Origin of the sequence: Pseudomonas sp. MH9.3, from assembly GCF_034354675.1 — a bacterium.
Lineage (GTDB): Bacteria > Pseudomonadota > Gammaproteobacteria > Pseudomonadales > Pseudomonadaceae > Aquipseudomonas.
In genome coordinates this window covers 3,740,355-3,757,894 of record NZ_CP133785.1, presented here as the reverse complement: position 1 = coordinate 3,757,894, position 17,540 = coordinate 3,740,355, and the positions used below count along the sequence as shown (strand labels likewise).

Here is a 17,540-nt window from a genome sequence, read left to right as displayed (position 1 = left end):
ACCGAACAAGGAGCTTGCTGCATGAAAAAACTACTGGTCGCTTTTGCCGCCGTTGCGGCGTTTTCCGCCCACGCCGAAACCCTCACCGTTGCAGCCTCGCCGGTGCCGCACGCGGAAATCCTCGAGTTCGTGAAGCCTGCCCTGGCCAAAGAAGGCGTGGACCTGCAGGTCAAGGTCTTCACCGATTACGTGCAGCCCAACGTGCAGGTGGCAGAAAAACGCCTGGACGCCAACTTCTTCCAGCACCAGCCGTACCTGGATGAATTCAACAAGGCCAAGGGCACTCACCTGGTGAGCGTTGGCGGCGTGCACCTGGAACCTCTGGGCGCATACTCCAGCAAGTACAAGAAGCTCGACGAGCTGCCGGACGGCGCCAACGTGGTCATCCCCAACGACGCCACCAACGGCGGCCGCGCCTTGTTGCTGCTGGCCAAAAACGGCCTGATTACCCTGAAGGACCCGACCAACATCCTGTCGACCATCAAGGACATCACCGGCAACCCGAAAAACCTGAAATTCCGCGAACTCGAAGCCGCGACCCTGCCGCGCGTGCTGACCCAGGTTGACCTGGCGCTGATCAACACCAACTACGCCCTGGAAGCCAAGCTGGACCCTTCCAAGGACGCGCTGGTGATCGAAGGCAGCGACTCGCCTTACGTGAACATCCTGGTGACCCGCGAAGACAATAAGGACTCGGACGCCGTGAAGAAACTGGTAGCCGCCTTGCACACCCCTGAAGTGAAGCAATTCATCGAAGAGAAATACAAGGGTGCGATCAAGCCAGCGTTCTGATTCGTCCGTAAATCTGCGACCTCCAACCTGATGGAGGTCAAAAAAGTGGGAGGGGGCTCGCTCCCGATAGCAGCGCTTCAGTCAACTGATAGGTCGACTGACTCACCGCTATCGGGAGCAAGCCCCCTCCCACTTTTTTTGTGCCGGCCTTACTTGCGCAGCAACAACCCCGGCAACTGTGCCACCAGCTTCTGGTTGTTCAACGGCGCGCGGATAAACCCGCGCTGGGTGCCGTCCGGCCCGATAATCGCGAGGTTGCCACTGTGGTCGACGGTGTAGTTGGGCTTGCTGGTGTCAGCTGGTATGAAGGGGATGCTCACGGCATTCGACACCTTCTGCACATCATCCACAGTCGCACCGGTCAGGCCGCGGAACTGCGGATCGAAGTAACCCAAATACTGCTTGAGCTGCGCCGGAGTGTCGCGATGCGGGTCGACACTGACCAGAATCACCTGCAACTTATCCACAGCCTCCTTGGGCAACTCACTCTTGATTTGGCGTAACTGGGCGAGGGTAGTGGGGCAGATGTCCGGGCAGAAGGTGTAGCCGAAGAACAGCAGGCTCCACTTGCCTTTCAACTCGTTGATCACCACTGGCTGGCCGTTCTGATCTTGCAGGGTCACTGGCGGCAGTTGGCGGCTTTGCGGCAGCAGGATGATGCCTGCGTCGATCAACGCCACAGAGTCAACCTGACCCCTTCCCGAGATCGCCTTGTTAACGATCAGGCCCAGGATCAACGCCACCAGGGCAATCAGCATGAAGACAGTTTTTTGAGTTCGAGTCATAGGGTCAACAGTAGGAGTGGTTTATGAGCAGGGCGATAAACGACAGCAACAGGTGCCGGAGTGTAAAGCAGGAGAAGCAGCTGGGTGTAATGCTGCTTCAGGTTATGTAGTACGTATCATGATTGAGCATGTATTTGCCTCCGTTATGGAGGGGGCAAACAGTAGCTAGCCCTCGCCACGCAGGGCTACAGGCGATGAGTGAGCAGTGATATCGAACAACGTGTAAGCCAGCGTTATATGCGTCACATCCCGGGGCATGTCGCGGTCGACGATGAAACGTACCGGCATTTCTATGCGCTCGCCGGGTTGCAGCACTTGCTGGGTGAAACAGAAGCACTCGGTCTTGTGGAAGTACGGCGCGGCTTGCGCCGGGGAAATGCTCGGCACCGCCTGGGCGGTCATGGGTTTGTCGGTGGGGTTGTAGGCCACGAACAGCATCTCGCTGACGGCGCCTGGATGGACCACGACCTCACTGGCCTTGGCATGAAAATCCCACGCCATATTGGCGGCATTGGTGGACTGAAACTGCACCCGCACCTGGCGCATCGAGTCCACCACCTGCGATCCCCTGTATTGCCCGGTGGTCCCGTCGTTGAGGCCGAACGCGCTGGACAGCGCATCGTAGATGGGCACCAGAGCAAAGCTGAAAGCGAACATCGCCACCGCGAGGATTAGCACGCGCGCAATAAACCGTTTGAGCGGAACAGATTCAGCCATAACACCCACCCAGTATCCGCAAGGGCCACACAGTCGAGGACACCGTCGAGTATAGGCAGCGTTCGTAAACTCGTGATGTAGCCGGGAAAATCAGTGAAAAACGATCAGTCCCACCCGATAAAGTCAGGAGCGGAAACGTTTTTGCGACTAAAATTTGCGCTGGGATATAGCGCACGCGCATAACCATGAAGTAATTATGACAAATGCATCTTAGGCGCTCGGATAAACGGGCTAACTTCTCCTCTTTCCTACACCTGCTTGACTGGAGCCACCATGAACACCGCCGCATTGCGCGAGCAGATTTCCCGTGCCCATCACCACGAAGCCAGCACGGGCCAACTGGCCCTGCAACTGGAAAAACAATTGCCGCACCTGCACTCGGCCATTTCCCTGGCTGAAAGTGATCGCAACGGGGTCATGACACGCTTCGTCACGGCCTACATCGACCTCGTCCCGGACCTGCTGGACGCCGCCAATGACGTGGCCCGCGCAGCCGGTATCGAAAGCCAGATCAAACCGGTACTGAAGATCGCCGAGCATTTTTTCCTGCAGCCACCGTCAATCCTCGCCGGGCACGAGGGCCTGGAAAGTTTGCTCGATGAGGCTTACCTGGCGCATCGCCTGGTGGAAGAAGTAAACGATCTGTATATCAAGCATTTCGGTCAGCCGTTGATACCGGCGGATACCACCGTGGCCAACCTGATTGCCCACCAATTGATCGGCGAAGCCTTCGCCAACCAGTTGGACGAGGCGGTACACCTGGCGGTGGATGAAATGCTCAACGAAGAGAGTTTTGCGCTGGAGTCGGTAGAGCGCTACCGGGAAAAGCTGAGAAGCCCGAACACCGAAGCTGCGTGGAAGCGCTGGCCGTGCCTTTCACGGCAGTTGGGCGTTGAACTGGCCCTGGATCAGCCTGCCTGATCTGCACAGCCAAAAGATCAAATGCGGGAGGGCGCAAACGCCTTCTTAGCAAACAAAAATAACGTGTTGATGTTAAAGCCTGAAATTTCACACTGCCCATGAGCAGTCAACCACACCCTTGTGGCGAGCGGGCTTGCCCTAATGCCGTTCAGTTAAGCGCAGATTCCCTGTGGCGAGCAGGCTTGTCCTGCGTTGGGCTGCGCAGCAGCCCCAAAGCCAGGCGCTGAGCCGTATCAGGTACACCGCGTTTTGCTCGATTGGGGGCGCTTCGCACCCCAACGCGAGGCAAGCCCGCTCGCCACAATAAGCCCACACATTTTCCTTAACTGAACGGTATTAGGGCTTGCCACAACAAGCCCTCTCACCTTGACGGAGCCGCCCTGGTGTTCAAGCCGGGGCGGATCCAATCCCGGTTGTGGTCCTTATCCGCCCTTCCAGACGACGCTTCAGCCCCCGCGCCTCAATCACCAGCTTCGAGCCCTTCGCCGCATTTGCGCGGCCCCATTCCTCCAGCAACTCCAGGCATGAATGGTCGATGTAGCTCAGGTTATTGAGCGGCACATGCACGGTGGTCCCCGCCGGTACCGTCGACAGCACCTGGGTCAGCGCCGGTACCTTCAGGAAGGTCGCCGCACCGGTCAGGCGCAGTTCCATCTCGGCGTCCTGCGGCAGGTCGATCAGGCTGACTTTCAAGCGTGAGGCCTTGAACGCGAGCTTGAGCAATGTCAGACCGAAGCCCACCAGCACGCCCGTCAGCAAATCGGTGAAAATGATCGCCAGGGCCGTGGCCGCGTAGGTGAACATCGGCATCCGCCCATAGCGCCCCAACGCCTTGAACGCCTTGATGTCCACCAGCTTGATCCCGGTGTATACCAGCACGCCGGCCAAGCTCGCCACGGGAATACTTTGCAGCACGCTCGACAGCAGCAGCACGAAGCCCAGCAGCCACAGGCCATGGAACATCGCCGACAGCCGCGTGGTGGCGCCGGCCTGGACGTTGGCCGAGCTGCGCACAATCACGCCGGTCATCGGCAGGGCGCCGACCAGACCGCAGAGCATGTTGCCTACACCTTGAGCAGACAATTCCTTGTCGAAGTCCGAGCGCTGCCCACTGTGCATACGGTCAACCGCGGCGGCGGACAGCAGGGTCTCAGCGCTGGCGATGAATGCCACGGCGAACGCCGCGATCAACAGCTGCGGATCGGCCAGGTTGAGCAGGTCGCTGGGACGTAGCCAATCGATGGCGTCCGCCAGGTTTTCCGGTACTTCCACGCGCTTGACCTGCAACGCCAGCACCAGGCTGGTCACGGTCGCCAGGCCCACACCGAGCAGAGCACCGGGCACAAAGCGCAGTTTCTGCGGGCGCAATTTGTCCCACAGGTACATCACCAGCATGGTCGACAGCCCCAGCAGACCGGCCTGCCAGCCAAGGCCGCCGCCCAGCGTCGGGATCGCTTCGACCAGCGCCGCCGGGAAGCCCGTGAGGTTGTCCAGCCCGGAAGGCTTGGGCGCACCGTCGAGCATCACATGCACCTGCGACAGCACAATCAATACGCCGATACCCGCGAGCATGCCGTACACCACTGCAGGCGCCGTCACGCGGAACCAGCAGCCCAGGCGCAAACGTCCGGCCACCAATTGCAGGAAGCCCGCCAGCAGCAGAATCGGCCCGAGCATCAGCATGCCGTGCTGACGCACCAGCTCGAACACCAACACCGCAAGGCCCGCCGCCGGGCCGCTGACCTGCAGCGGCGACCCCGCCAGCCAGCCTACCACCAGCCCGCCGATGATTCCGGTGATCAGGCCCTTGGCCGGCGGCATGCCGGACGCGATCGCGATCCCCATGCACAGGGGCAGGGCGACCAGAAACACAACCACGGAAGCGAGCAGCTCCCGTGGCAATACAGCTTTCAATTGAGCAGCACGCATGATGACTCTCCCGAGGCATTCGCCGGGCGCGGTAAAGCCTGGCTGCATCCATGGCAGCCACCGCTTTACCCGGCAGGGAAGTGTGTTAGAAGCGCGCTTTAGGCGTCGCGGACGGAATCGGACCTTCACCGCCCAACGGTCGGAATGCCGACTGATCCGCGTCGTAGGCGCGGATCTCGCTGGTCTCGATGTTGTAGATCCAGCCGTGGATAAACAATTGGCCATTGGCCATGCGCGAAGCCACGGACGGGTGGGTGCGCAAATGCTGCAACTGGGCGATGACGTTTTCTTCGGTCAGCACCTGCATGCTTTCGCCTTCGTTGGCGCAGTCGCAGTTGTCATGGACCATGGTCTTGGCGACCTCGGCATGCCGCAGCCAGGCCTTGACCGTCGGCATCTTCTCCAGGCTCTGGGGGTTGAGCACTGCGCGCATGGCGCCGCAGTCGGAGTGGCCGCACACGATGATGTGCTGCACGCCCAGGGCGAGTACCGCGTACTCGATGGCGGTGGATACGCCGCCGTTCATCTGGCCATAGGGCGGAACCACGTTGCCGACGTTACGGGTCACGAACAGGTCGCCAGGGGAGCTTTGGGTAATCAGCTCGGGCACGATGCGCGAATCGGCACAGGTAATGAACATCGCACGTGGGCTCTGGGCCGTGGCGAGTTTCTTGAACAATTCTTCCTGCTGGGGGAAGACGTCGTGATGGAAATGCAAAAAACCATCAACGATGTGCTGCAGCGCTGCATCGGCGGACTCCGCCACTTGAGGGGCTGAAGCCGACGCAGCCAACGGCTGTTTATCGTTATCACTCATGATTCATCCTCATACTTTATGCAGGGGCAGGGTTCAGCTCAGTTCGACGCCAGAGCCGTGAAATAGTTGTGCAATTGCCACAAACCAGGTCACCGACTCATTGGTCACTCGCTGAACAAGGTAACCATCGAAACTTAACTCAAGCTGAATGAACCGCTCTAGATCAAGGGTTTCATTGATATCAAAACGCGACTATTCCTACAGTAACGATGTACCTCACCGGATCAGTCTATAACAGTGCCATCTGTCTACCCGGTGGACAGAACGCCGTGCAATCGAGGTTATACCCCTCCCGACGATCCAGGCCCAGGCGCTTGAGCGCCTTGCTGAACCGCTGTGCCAACAGGTCTGCAAAGGGCCCCTCGCCACGCATGCGCACGCCGAACCGACTGTCGTACACCTCACCCCCGCGCACCTGGCGCACCAGGCTCATCACGTGGGCCGCGCGCAGCGGGTAATGTGCCGCCAGCCACTCCTCGAACAGCGGCGCCACCTCCAGCGGCAGGCGCAGCATCATGTAGGCCGCACTTTGCGCCCCGGCAGCGTGGGCTTCGGTGAGCAGGTTTTCCAGCTCGCTGTCGTTGATCATCGGAATCATCGGCGAGCACAGCACACCCACCGGAATGCCTGCCTCACGCATCACGCGAATGGCCCGCAGACGCGCCTTGGGCGCCGCCGCGCGCGGTTCGAGGATGCGCTTGAGTTCGTCGTCCAGACTGGTGAGGCTGATCATCACCGCCACCAGCCGTTGCCGGGCCAGTTCGGTGAGCAGGTCGAGGTCGCGCAGTATCAGTGAGCCTTTGGTGATGATGGTCACCGGGTGCCGATAGCGCAGCAGCACTTCCAGGGTTTGCCGGGTGATTTTGTACTCGCGCTCGATGGGCTGGTACGGATCGGTATTGGAACCCAGGTTGATCGGCGCACACACATAGCCGGGCCTGGACAGTTGCTGCTCGAGTACCTCGGCGGCATTGCTCTTGGCGATCAGGCGGGTTTCGAAATCCAGCCCCGGCGACATGTCCCAATAGGCATGGCTGGGCCGCGCATAGCAGTAGATGCAGCCATGCTCGCAGCCGCGATACGGGTTGATCGAACGATCAAACGGCAGATCCGGCGAGTTGTTGCGCGTGATGATGGTTTTGGCCGTTTCGATGCGCACTTCGGTGCCCTGGGTCTGCGGCACTTCCTGATGCCAGCCGTCGTCTTCAGCCACGCTGACGGTGGGCGCAAAGCGGTTGTGCAGATTGGTGGCCGTGCCCCGGCCACGGGGCGGCAGCGCAGTCGTCATGAAAATGCCTCGACACTGTTTTTATGTACAGTATCGAGACACAAGCGTTATGACCAGTGCCGTCCGGCGGTCAGTGCTTTTGCGTGACCTGCCCCAGGTCATCGCCCGAGGTGCTGCGCATATCGCTCTTGCGCAGGTCGGCCACCTCGCTGGCGCTGATCGGCGTGCCTTTATTGCCCCAGCTGCCACGAATGAAACTGACAACGTCCGCCACTTCCTGATCCGACAAACGCCAGGCAAACGCCGGCATGGTGAAGGTCGATGGCGCCGCGTGGGTGGCTGGCAACGTACCGCCGTTCAACACGATGTTGATCAACGACGTGGCATCCGCCGTCTGCAGCACGGGATTGCCTGCCAGCGCAGGGAACACTCGCGTGTAGCCATGGCCATCGGTACGGTGGCAAGCCGCGCAATTGTCGATGTACACCGACACGCCCGGCTTGCTGTCATCGCCCTTCCACAGCGCCTCGGCCACCTGTTTATCGTACTGATGCGGCTGGTCCTTGGGATCGACCGCAGGCAGGCTCTTGAGGTAACGGGCGATAGCGGTCAGGTCGTCTTCAGACATGTACTGCATGCTGTGGACGACAACGTCACTCATGCCGCCAAACACCGCGCTGCGGTCACTGCGACCGGTCTTGAGAAACTGCACCAGTTGCTCTTCGCTCCAGCTGCCGAGGCCGTCCTTGTGATCGCCGCGCAGGCTCTTGGCGATCCAGCCTTCCAGCGGCGCGCTGCCGGACAGGAACGCGTTGCCATCGGCAGCGCTCAGGGCTTTTTCCTGCATGGTCAGCGCACGCGGCGTATGGCACGCGCCACAGTGACCGAGGCCTTCCACCAGATAGGCGCCACGGCTGATCACCGGATCGGCACCCGCCGGCGCCTGGTAATCCGCCACCTCAGGCGCAAACATCCAGCGCCACGCCGCCAATGGCCAGCGCATGCTCAGGGGCCAGGGAATGTCGCTGTCGCGGTTTTCCTGGGCCACCGGCTCCACGCCTTTCATGAAATACGCGTACAACGCCTGCATGTCGCTTTCGCTGACACGCGCGTAAGACGGGTAGGGCATCGCCGGGTACAGCGTACTACCGCTCTTGGCGACACCATGGCGTACGGCCTTGTCGAAGTCTTCGAAGCTGTAGTCGCCCAGGCCTGTTTTATCCGGGGTGATGTTGGTGGAATAGATCACGCCGATGGGCGTTTCCATCGGCAGCCCGCCGGCGAACGGCTTGCCGTCCCTGGCGGTGTGGCAGGCCACGCAGTCACCGGCACGGGCCAGGTATTCGCCCTGCTTGATCAGATCGGTTTCGGCAGCGCTCACCGAGCAACTGCTGAACAGCGCCAGGGTCGCGATAACAAATGCTTTCATGGTCATCGCTCCTTATGCCTGAACCAGCGGGCCGGGGTTTTTCAGGTACTGCTCGCGGATCGCCCGGGCCGACCAGTAGGTCAACGCGGCCACCAGGCCGGTAGGGTTGTAGCCCAGACCTTGTGGGAAAGCGGACGCACCGGGGACAAACACATTGTGTACATCCCAGCTCTGCAAATAGCGGTTCAACGCGCTGGTCTTCGGGTCGGTGCCCATGATCGCGCCGCCGTTGAGGTGGGTGGTCTGGTAGGACGCCGTATTGAAATGCTCGCCGACTTTCTTGCCGAGCAAGGCAATCGACTTGGGGTTCATCGCTTCGGCGACCTTGCTCATTTTCTCGACCATGAAGCGGTTCATCTTGATGTCGTTTTCCTGCCAGTCGAACGTCATCCGCAGCAAGGGCAGGCCGTAGGCATCGCGGTACACCGGGTCCAGATCGAGGTAGTTGCCTCGGTAGGATTGATGGGCGCCGTGAGCATCCATCGACACCTGATGGGTATAGTAATCGGCGGTAGCGCGCTTCCACGCACTGCCCCAGGCCGGAGTGCCCGGGGGGTTGGACGTGCCGGCAATCGGCCGGCTGCCCGCCTGGTTGACCCACATCGGCGAGCCGCCGACAAAACCATGGGGGCCATGGTCGAAGTTGTCCGCGTTGAAATCATCAATGGCCACGCCATTGCCACCCGCACCGATAAAGTTATTGGTGTGGGTGTCCTTGTCGAAAAACGCCTTGATGGTGGCCATGTTCTGGTAGGCGAAGTTGCGGCCCACCACGCCCTCGTTGGTGATCGGGTCGTAGGGCTTGCCGATGCCCGACAGCAGCATCAGCCGCACGTTGTGGAACTGGAAGGCACCGAGGATCACCAGGTCCGCCGGCTGCTCGCACTCGCGGCCCTGGGCGTCGATGTAGGTCACGCCGGTGGCTTTGCTTTTGGTGCTGTCGAGATTGACCTTGAGCACGTGGGAATTGGGCCGCAACTCAAAGTTGGGCACCTGGCGCAACGCCGGCAGGATGTTCACGTTTGGCGATGCCTTGGAATACATGTAGCAGACGTAGCCGCTACAGAATCCGCAGAAGTTGCACGGCCCCATCTGCGCGCCATAGGGGTTGGTGTAAGGCCCCGAGGTATTGGCCGACGGCAGGTTGTAGGGCTTGTAACCGACCTCGGCAGCCGCTTTCTGAAACAGCTGTGCGGAGACGGTGTTTTTCTGCGATTGCAACGGGAACGGATTGGAGCGGTCCGGCGCATACGGGTTGCCGCCACGCCCTTCGCCCACCAACTGACCGTTGACGGTCCAGGCCTGGCCGGAGGTGCCGAAGACTTTCTCCGCATAATCGAAAAACGGCTCCAGCTCTTCGTAGCTGACGCCGAAATCCTGGATGGTCATGTCCTTGGGAATGAAGTGTTTGCCGTAGCGCTCCTCGTAATGGCTGCGCATGCGCAACTCGATGGGGTCGACGCGAAAATGCACGCCCGACCAGTGCAGGCCCGCACCGCCGACGCCGTTGCCTGGCAGGAAGGCGCCAAGCTGGCGGTTGGGCAGGGCGACGTCATTCACGCTGTGGCGAATGGTCACCGTCTCCTTGGAAATGTCCTGGAAGAGTTTTTTACGCACGCTGTAGGTCAGTTCGTCGATGACCTGGGGATAGTTGCCGTCCGGGTAAGTGTCCTGCATCGGACCGCGCTCCAGCGCTACCACGTTCAGGCCCGCTTCCGTCAGTTCCTTGGCCATGATTGCACCGGTCCAGCCGAAGCCGACGATCACTGCATCGACTTTCTTCATGATGGTCGCCACGTTTATGCCCTCTCGCCACGGATGGAAACAGCCGGGAAGGGGTATTGCTCGTTGCGTTCCACCCAATCCATGAAGTCGGCGCGGGCGCCGGGGAAGCCGATCATGGTCCAGCCGACCATGCCTTTGTTGCCGCCGTGGATCGGGTCGCAGAAGAACCCTTCCTTGGTGTTTTGCAGCAGCAGGTTGAAGAACATCTTTGGCGGCACTGCCCCAAAATGCGCAGAAACTTCACCGCCGCCTGCTTCGAGGCGCCGAAGCATATCGTCTCGGGTAGCGCTGTCTTGCGCAGCAAAAGCTTTACCGTTGAACGCCTTCGACCAGGCATCCGTGGCGGCAATGCCCAGGCGATAGATCTCCCGGGGCACCAACTTGCTCTGCCAGCCCATCTCCGGCGCGGCGTCGGCATTGAATGGGCCTTGCATGAACCACAGGGCTCCGCTGGCGTAAGGCGTGTTCATCTGGCGGTCGATGTATTCCGGCGCACCGGCTTCCAAAGCACCTGGACCCTGCGCATCGGCAGGAATCAGGCGCTCGACGGCGGCGTTGATAAACGCCCACTCTTCGGCCGTGAAATAACTCGGCTCGTAGGCTTTGTCGCTGGCTACAGACTTGGCAGACGCGGCCTGCACAGGCTCGGGCGTGGCCATCAGCATCGAGCCGCCAAGGCCGGTACTGGCAACCGTGACCACCGGGATCAAGGTCAAGGATTTGCGCAAAAAATCACGCCGGGGGTTGTCTTGATCTTGATCAGACATGGGTGCACCTCATCATGTGGTCACGGGTTTGGCCACCGCTTCTGGAGAGCGGCTCGGGCAATCATTGGTTACAAATGATAGCAGGCTAAGCATCCGTAGACCTCGTTAAGCGCCGAACAAAAAAATGTGGGAGGGGCTTGCTCCCGATAGCGTCGTGTCAGTCAGCCTGTCTTTCAGCTGATCCACCGCCATCGGGGGCAAGCCGCCTCCCACATGTTGAGTCGGGTACGAGGGTTTTAGTCTTTCTTCAACTTGGGGTTGGGAAAGAACTGCACCGCCTGCACCTTGGGGTCGGCCGGCGCTTTGAGCGCCGAGGTATTGACCCGCGTGCCCAATTCCCTGGGCACCGACAAGCCCTGGTCATTCAACGTGTCGGTATACCCGCAGGCCACGCATTCGCGGTGCGGCACGTCGTCTTCGGTCCACATTTTCAGCTTGTCCGGCTCGCTGCACGCCGGGCAGACCGCCCCGGCGATAAACTGCTTCTTGGTGATCACCGTCATGCTGCTGCGTCCTCACTCAGGCCGCTGTGGCGCAGGAGCGCATCGATGGTCGGCGCGCGCCCACGGAAGTCGACGAACAGCACCATCGGTGCCTGGGAACCACCGCGCGCCAGGATCGCCTCGCGGAAGGCGCGTCCGGTGTCGGCGTTGAGCACGCCGTCTTCTTCGAATTTGGAGAACGCATCCGCCGACAGCACTTCAGCCCACTTGTAGCTGTAGTACCCCGCCGCGTAACCGCCGGCGAAGATGTGCGCAAAGCTATTGGGGAAACGGTTGTAGGCCGGCGGACGCATCACCGAGACCTCGTCACGCACACCTTCGAGCACCTGCGCGACACTGCGGCCATCGCCGTGGGTAGCGTGCATTTCGAAGTCGAACAGCGAGAACTCCAGCTGACGCACCATCATCAGGCCGGATTGGAAGTTCTTCGCCGCCAGCATTTTTTCCAGCAGGTCCTGAGGCAGCGGCTCGCCGGTCTCGTAATGACCGGAGATCAGCGCCAGGCCTTCGGGCTCCCAGCACCAGTTCTCCATGAATTGGCTCGGCAACTCCACCGCATCCCAGGCCACGCCGTTGATGCCGGACACGCCGGCATGCTCGACGCGGGTCAGCAGGTGGTGCAGGCCATGGCCGAATTCGTGGAACAGGGTGGTGACTTCATCGTGGGTCAGCAGCGCAGGCTTGCCGCTGTCGGCCGGGGTGAAATTGCACACCAGGTTGGCCACCGGGCTTTGCAGCACGCCGTCGAGGGTGCGGCGACGGTCGCGCGCGCCGTCCATCCAGGCGCCGCCACGCTTGTTGGCGCGGGCGTACAGGTCGAAGAAGAAACGCCCGACGTGCTGGCCGTTTTCCTTGATTTCGAACAGGCGCACGTCCGGGTGCCAGGTGTCGAAGCCTTTCTGCTCGGCGATCTCGATGCCATACAGGCGCTGCACAATGGCAAACAGGCCGCTCAGCACCTTGTCGATCGGGAAGTACGCACGCAGGGCTTCCTGGGACACGCTGTAGCGTTGCTCGCGCAGTTTTTCGCCGTAGAAACCGCTGTCCCAGCTTTGCAGGTCGGCGCAGCCCTGTTCGGCGGCGTAAGCCTTGAGCTGTTGCAGGTCCTGGGCGGCAAACGGTTTACTGCGCTTGGCCAGGTCACGCAGGAAGCTCAGCACCTGGTCGCTGGACTCGGCCATCTTGGTGGCCAGGCTCAGCTCGGCGAACGACGCAAAACCCAACAGCTGGGCCAGTTCCTGACGCAGATCGAGGATCTGTTCCATCACCGGGCCGTTATCGTTCTGACCGGCATTCGGGCCCTGGTCCGACGCCCGCGTGCAGTACGCGGCGTAGACTTCTTCGCGCAGGGCGCGGTCGTGGGCGTAAGTCATTACCGCGTAATAACTGGGAAATTCCAGGGTGATCAACCAGCCGTCGAGGCCTTTGGCCTGGGCAGCGGCGGCCATTTGCGCCTTGGCCGAGTCGGTCAGGCCGGCGAGGGTGGCTTCATCGGTAACGTGCTTGGTCCAGGCCTGGGTGGCGTCCAACAGTTGGTTGGAAAACTTGCTACCCAGCTCCGAGAGCTTGCTTTGCACTTCGGCGTAGCGCTTCTGCTGTTCTGGCGGCAGGTCGATACCCGACAGGCGGAAATCGCGCAGGGAATGCTCCAGAATGGTTTTTTGTGCCACGTCGAAACCGGCGGCTTCCGGGCTGTTGGCCAGGGCTTCAAACGCCTGGAACAGCGCGCGGTTCTGGCCCATCTCGGTGGAATAAGCGCTCAACGCCGGCAGGCAGCTTTCGTATGCTTCGCGCAGCTCGGCGCTGTTGCACACGGCGTTCAGGTGGCTGACCGGGCTCCAGGCGGCGCCCAGGCGGTCATTCAGTTCGTCCATCGCCAGGACCAGGCCTGCCCAGGTAGGGTTTTTACCCTGGCTTTGCAGGATGCCTTCGATGGCAACGCGGTTGTCGGCGAGGATCTGTTCGATGGCCGGTTGCACGTGCTCGGCACGGATCGCTGAGAACGGCGGCAGGTCGTAGGACTGCAGAAGCGGGTTGTTCGCGCTCACGGTGGGCACCTTGGCTGAAGAAAACGGATAAGACAAAGATGGGGCCATCTTAATTACAATCAACACCCACCGCAGCTATCAGCACACAAGAGAGAGGCTATCGTGACCCTTCGCACCTATCAGAACCACACGCCAACCCTCGGCGCCGGGGCTTTTGTCGATATTTCGGCGGTGGTGATCGGCGATGTCGAAATCGGCACCGACAGCTCGGTCTGGCCGCTGACCGTGATTCGCGGCGACATGCACCGCATCCGCATCGGCGCGCGCACCAGCGTGCAGGACGGCTGTGTGCTGCACATCACCCACGCCGGGCCGTTCAACCCGGACGGCTTCCCGTTGCTGATCGGCGACGATGTGACCGTCGCCCACAAAGTCATGCTGCATGGCTGCCGCGTCGGCAACCGGGTGTTGATCGGCATGGGCAGCATCGTGATGGATGGCGCCGTGGTGGAGGACGACGTGATCATCGGCGCCGGCAGCCTGGTGCCGCCGGGCAAGACCCTCGACAGTGGCTTTTTGTACGTGGGCAGCCCGGTCAAACAGGTCCGCGCGTTGACGGACAAGGAGCGCGCGTTTTTCACCTACAGCGCCGCCAACTACGTGAAGCTCAAGGACCTGCACCTGGCAGAGGGGTTCGACCAATGAGCCTGCGTTACTCCACCGTACTGTTCGATCTCGACGGCACCCTCACCGACCCGCGCGAAGGCATCACGCGCTCGATTCAATATGCCCTTGGCAAACTGGGGATTGATGAGCCGGACCTGACCCGGCTTGAACACTTCATCGGCCCGCCGTTGCTGCAGGCGTTCATGCAGTTCTACGGCTTCGACGAAGCCAAGGCCTGGCAGGCGGTGAATTTCTACCGCGAGCGCTTCAAGGTCACCGGGCTGTATGAAAATCGCGTATTTGACGGCGTGATGCCGTTGCTGGAAGCGCTGAACCAGCAGGGACGCCAGCTTTACGTGGCCACCTCCAAACCGTGGGAATTTGCCCGGGAAATTGCGCGACACTTCGACTTTGCCAGGCACTTCAAGGTGATCTACGGCAGCGAGCTGGACGGCACGCGCACCGACAAGGTCGAGCTGATTGCGCACCTGATGCGCGAAGAAAGCCTGGACCCGGCGGCAACCCTGATGATCGGTGATCGCAAACATGACCTGATTGGCGCGCGCCGCAACGGGCTGGATTCGGCAGCGGTGGGGTATGGGTTCGGCAGTTTTGAAGAGCTGAATGCCGAGGCGCCGACCTGGCATTTCGAAACGCTGGATGAGATGCATCAGGGGTTTTTGCAGCGCTTTTGAGCCGCTATCGGGAGCAAGCCCCCTCCCACATTCTGACCTGTGAACACCCGGCTAATGTGGGAGGGGTTTGCTCCCGATGAGGCCAGCACTGGCAACACCCTCCAACTGCCTGAGCGCCGCCTTGCGCTGCGCCACCGGCAACCCACCCAGTCTCTCGACCGCCGCATAAAACTTCACCCAGTCCCCACCTTGCTGCCTGAACAACCCGGCAAACGCCGGCACCCACTGGTCATACAGGCCGAACGGCAGCAACCGCGCGTTGTTCAGCGGCTGGTCGATCCACGCGTCATAACGCTTGTCGCCTGCCCATTGGCTGTCGCGCATCTGCCGATACTGGCTGCGCAAACGCTCGAACTCCGCCGCCTTGGCCTGGCGCATCGCATCGACGGCCAGGGGCTGTGTGTAGAGCGTTTCCAGGCGCGTGCGGGTGTCGAGAACCAACCGGATAAACTGGTCACGCTGCTGCGACGCCGCCTGGCTGAGCGGCGCCAGCCCTCTGGCGGCACGCCATTGGCGGGTGCCTTCCTGCTCGACGAAGGTGGCAAATGACTCGTTGAATTCGGTGTCGTCCTTCACATAGAAACGCTGGTGCGCCAGTTCATGGAAGATCAACGTGGCCAGGCGCTCGTCGCCCCAGCTCATCATCGAACTCATGATCGGGTCATTGAACCAGCCCAGGGTGGAATAGGCCTCGACGCCACCGATGGCGACATCCAGGCCCTGTTGCCGCAACAACGCCGCCTCGCCGCGCGCCGCGCCCTGGTTGTAGTAGCCGCGATAGGCCACGCACCCGGCGATAGGGAAGCAGTGGTTCTGCGGTGACAGGGAAAATTCCTGCGTGGCGAAGACATTCCACACCACATACGGTCGGTGGATGTCGGCGTACAGCCGGTAACTCTGATTGTCCGGCAGGTGCAGGTGCTCGCTGGCAAATGTGCGGGCTTTCTGGGATTGAGCGAGGTGGTCACGCAAGACCTGGGGTCGGAACGGGTCGGCAATCACGGCGGCCACCGGCTCCCGTGCGCGCAGCAATTGCCACTGGCCGTCGGCCAATTGGCTGTAATAACCAACGCTGGAACAACCACCAAGCAACACGAGCAGCACTGCGGGAAATAAACGCCTGACCATGCGGTGGCTGCTCCTGGAAGTGGGGCCGCCAGACTATCGCGCTTGAAGGTGATTTTTCCACGCGATGACGTGTTTATACTCAAACTTCGTCCCGCGTTGAGTTCCTGCCATGCGCCAGCTTCTGATTCCCGCCGCCGCCCTGTTGCTCAGCGCCTGCGCGTTGACGCCCTTGCCGGCCGTCGACCCGCAGCAGGCCTGGGTCGATTTCACCACGCCCACGCCCGGCGCCAAACTGGTGATGGCGGAGCGTCTGGACGGGGAGAAACTCAATGACGGTCGCTTCTTCCAAATGCCCCCCGGCCCTCACGAGCTGATGGTGCGCTTTGATTTTGAAGTGCCCGCCGGTGGCGGATTGGGCGGCCTCAGCCAGATGATGTACCGCACGTGTTTCATGACGCTGCAGTACGACCACTTCCAGGCCGGCCAGCGCTACGTGCTGGAAGGGCGCTCGCTGGCGTTCACGCCAAACATCCGCCTGTATGACCCGGCACGTCAGTTGCTGGCCGAAGAGCGCAGCGTGAACTGCCTCTGATCAGTCGTTGTTTTTCTGATAGAGGATGCGCTTGGTGCCGTTTTCGCACGAACCGACAATCATGGCGCTGTCGTGATTCCTGGCTTCTTCGGCAGTGATGATTTCCAGGGTGTAGGACGGAATCGCCTTGGCCTGGATATTCACTTCGATCTCTTTTCTAAGCTCTTCACAATCTTTTGGTGCGGCCACAGCCGACGTGGCCAACGCACCGCAGATGATTGCCAAGGCAAAACGTTTCATGTGTGTAGCTCCCTGAATGCATGCGCACGGGTGTGCGCCTAGGCTGCATAGGCTATAGGACCACATTTGCGAAACGGGAGTTCTGATTTAACGCACAACTGAACGTGTGGAAAAATGAGGGAGGGCTTACCCCTCCCACATTGAAGCGGCTGCATCAGTTAACGAGCGTGCCGTCCAGGGTAATGGTGGCGTTCAACAGCTTCGACACCGGGCACCCTTCCTTGGCCTTCTTGCTCAGCTCATCAAACTGCGCCTGGCTGGCGCCGGGGATTTTGGCCTTCAGCACCAGGTGCACCGCAGTAATGGCGAAGCCGCCTTCAACCTGATCCAGGGTCACTTCTGCCTGGGTGTCGATGCTGTCAGCCTTGAGGCCAGCGTCGCCAAGAATCATGGAAAACGCCATGGAGAAACAACCGGCGTGGGCGGCACCGATCAGTTCTTCAGGGTTGGTGCCCTTGCCGCCTTCGAAACGGGCCTTGAAGCCGTAGGGCGCTTCGCGAAGTACGCCGGTTTCCGTGGAGATGGAACCCAGGCCAGTCTTCAGATCACCTTCCCAATGCGCGGATGCTTTTTTAACGATACTCATAGCGGTTTCCTCGAACGGTGGTTTTACGTCGT

18 protein-coding genes are annotated in these 17,540 nt (G+C 60.9%); 5 read left to right on the top strand and 13 right to left on the bottom strand.

Features of this window, described 5'->3' with window-relative positions; translation table 11 throughout:
- Positions 1-21: 21 nt before the first annotated feature.
- Complete coding sequence (locus tag RHM60_RS16745) at positions 22-792, top strand: MetQ/NlpA family ABC transporter substrate-binding protein (RefSeq protein ID WP_057006190.1); 771 nt, start codon at positions 22-24, stop codon at positions 790-792.
- A gap of 149 nt (positions 793-941) precedes the next feature.
- Here the strand turns inward: RHM60_RS16745 and RHM60_RS16740 are convergent, their stop codons facing one another.
- A complete protein-coding gene (locus RHM60_RS16740; RefSeq protein WP_322212242.1) occupies positions 942-1,577 on the bottom strand; it encodes an SCO family protein in 636 nt (211 codons plus the stop codon).
- A 165-nt stretch (positions 1,578-1,742) separates the two neighbouring features.
- Positions 1,743-2,294 (bottom strand): cytochrome c oxidase assembly protein, encoded by a 552-nt coding sequence (locus tag RHM60_RS16735; RefSeq protein ID WP_322212241.1) that lies wholly within the window; start codon positions 2,292-2,294, stop codon positions 1,743-1,745.
- A 273-nt stretch (positions 2,295-2,567) separates the two neighbouring features.
- Here RHM60_RS16735 and RHM60_RS16730 point away from each other — a divergent pair, with 273 nt between their 5' ends.
- Positions 2,568-3,215 (top strand): hypothetical protein, encoded by a 648-nt coding sequence (locus RHM60_RS16730; RefSeq protein WP_231422179.1) that lies wholly within the window; start codon positions 2,568-2,570, stop codon positions 3,213-3,215.
- Between the two features lie 387 nt (positions 3,216-3,602).
- Here RHM60_RS16730 and RHM60_RS16725 read toward each other — a convergent pair whose 3' ends face one another.
- From RHM60_RS16725 to prlC, 8 genes are all read right to left on the bottom strand, one after another.
- Positions 3,603-5,144 (bottom strand): SulP family inorganic anion transporter, encoded by a 1,542-nt coding sequence (locus RHM60_RS16725; protein WP_209986831.1) that lies wholly within the window; start codon positions 5,142-5,144, stop codon positions 3,603-3,605.
- 85 nt (positions 5,145-5,229) lie between these two features.
- Positions 5,230-5,961 (bottom strand): carbonic anhydrase, encoded by a 732-nt coding sequence (locus RHM60_RS16720; RefSeq protein WP_003233703.1) that lies wholly within the window; start codon positions 5,959-5,961, stop codon positions 5,230-5,232.
- Positions 5,962-6,190: 229 nt separating this feature from the next.
- A complete protein-coding gene (locus RHM60_RS16715) occupies positions 6,191-7,249 on the bottom strand; it encodes a PA0069 family radical SAM protein (protein WP_322212240.1) in 1,059 nt (352 codons plus the stop codon).
- 70 nt (positions 7,250-7,319) lie between these two features.
- Positions 7,320-8,618 (bottom strand): cytochrome c, encoded by a 1,299-nt coding sequence (locus RHM60_RS16710; protein WP_322212239.1) that lies wholly within the window; start codon positions 8,616-8,618, stop codon positions 7,320-7,322.
- Positions 8,619-8,630: 12 nt separating this feature from the next.
- Positions 8,631-10,415 carry a GMC family oxidoreductase gene (locus RHM60_RS16705; RefSeq protein ID WP_057006197.1) on the bottom strand — a complete coding sequence of 595 codons (1,785 nt, stop codon included), beginning with the start codon at positions 10,413-10,415 and terminating at the stop codon, positions 8,631-8,633.
- 2 nt (positions 10,416-10,417) lie between these two features.
- Positions 10,418-11,170, bottom strand: coding sequence for a gluconate 2-dehydrogenase subunit 3 family protein (locus tag RHM60_RS16700; RefSeq protein ID WP_231422185.1), 753 nt, complete (start codon positions 11,168-11,170; stop codon positions 10,418-10,420).
- A 236-nt stretch (positions 11,171-11,406) separates the two neighbouring features.
- Positions 11,407-11,673, bottom strand: a complete 267-nt coding sequence (locus RHM60_RS16695; protein ID WP_231422187.1) for a YheV family putative zinc ribbon protein — start codon at positions 11,671-11,673, stop codon at positions 11,407-11,409.
- Positions 11,670-13,769 (bottom strand): oligopeptidase A, encoded by a 2,100-nt coding sequence (prlC, locus tag RHM60_RS16690; protein ID WP_322212238.1) that lies wholly within the window; start codon positions 13,767-13,769, stop codon positions 11,670-11,672. Before prlC ends, RHM60_RS16695 begins: the two co-directional genes overlap by 4 nt.
- A 54-nt stretch (positions 13,770-13,823) precedes the next feature.
- Between prlC and RHM60_RS16685 the strand changes: the two genes are divergently transcribed.
- Positions 13,824-14,366: a gamma carbonic anhydrase family protein gene (locus RHM60_RS16685; RefSeq protein WP_209986807.1), complete on the top strand. Its 543-nt coding sequence runs from the start codon at positions 13,824-13,826 to the stop codon at positions 14,364-14,366.
- Positions 14,363-15,022, top strand: coding sequence for an HAD family hydrolase (locus RHM60_RS16680; RefSeq protein WP_209986803.1), 660 nt, complete (start codon positions 14,363-14,365; stop codon positions 15,020-15,022). Before RHM60_RS16685 ends, RHM60_RS16680 begins: the two co-directional genes overlap by 4 nt.
- A gap of 51 nt (positions 15,023-15,073) precedes the next feature.
- Here the strand turns inward: RHM60_RS16680 and RHM60_RS16675 are convergent, their stop codons facing one another.
- Complete coding sequence (locus RHM60_RS16675; RefSeq protein ID WP_322212237.1) at positions 15,074-16,150, bottom strand: aminopeptidase; 1,077 nt, start codon at positions 16,148-16,150, stop codon at positions 15,074-15,076.
- Between the two features lie 109 nt (positions 16,151-16,259).
- Here RHM60_RS16675 and RHM60_RS16670 point away from each other — a divergent pair, with 109 nt between their 5' ends.
- Entirely contained in the window at positions 16,260-16,682 is a 423-nt protein-coding gene (locus tag RHM60_RS16670) for a hypothetical protein (protein ID WP_057006204.1), read from the top strand.
- Here RHM60_RS16670 and RHM60_RS16665 read toward each other — a convergent pair whose 3' ends face one another.
- Positions 16,683-16,922: a DUF1161 domain-containing protein gene (locus RHM60_RS16665; protein ID WP_209986793.1), complete on the bottom strand. Its 240-nt coding sequence runs from the start codon at positions 16,920-16,922 to the stop codon at positions 16,683-16,685.
- 154 nt (positions 16,923-17,076) lie between these two features.
- Positions 17,077-17,508, bottom strand: coding sequence for an OsmC family protein (locus RHM60_RS16660; protein WP_057006206.1), 432 nt, complete (start codon positions 17,506-17,508; stop codon positions 17,077-17,079).
- Between the last annotated feature and the right edge of the window lie 32 nt (positions 17,509-17,540).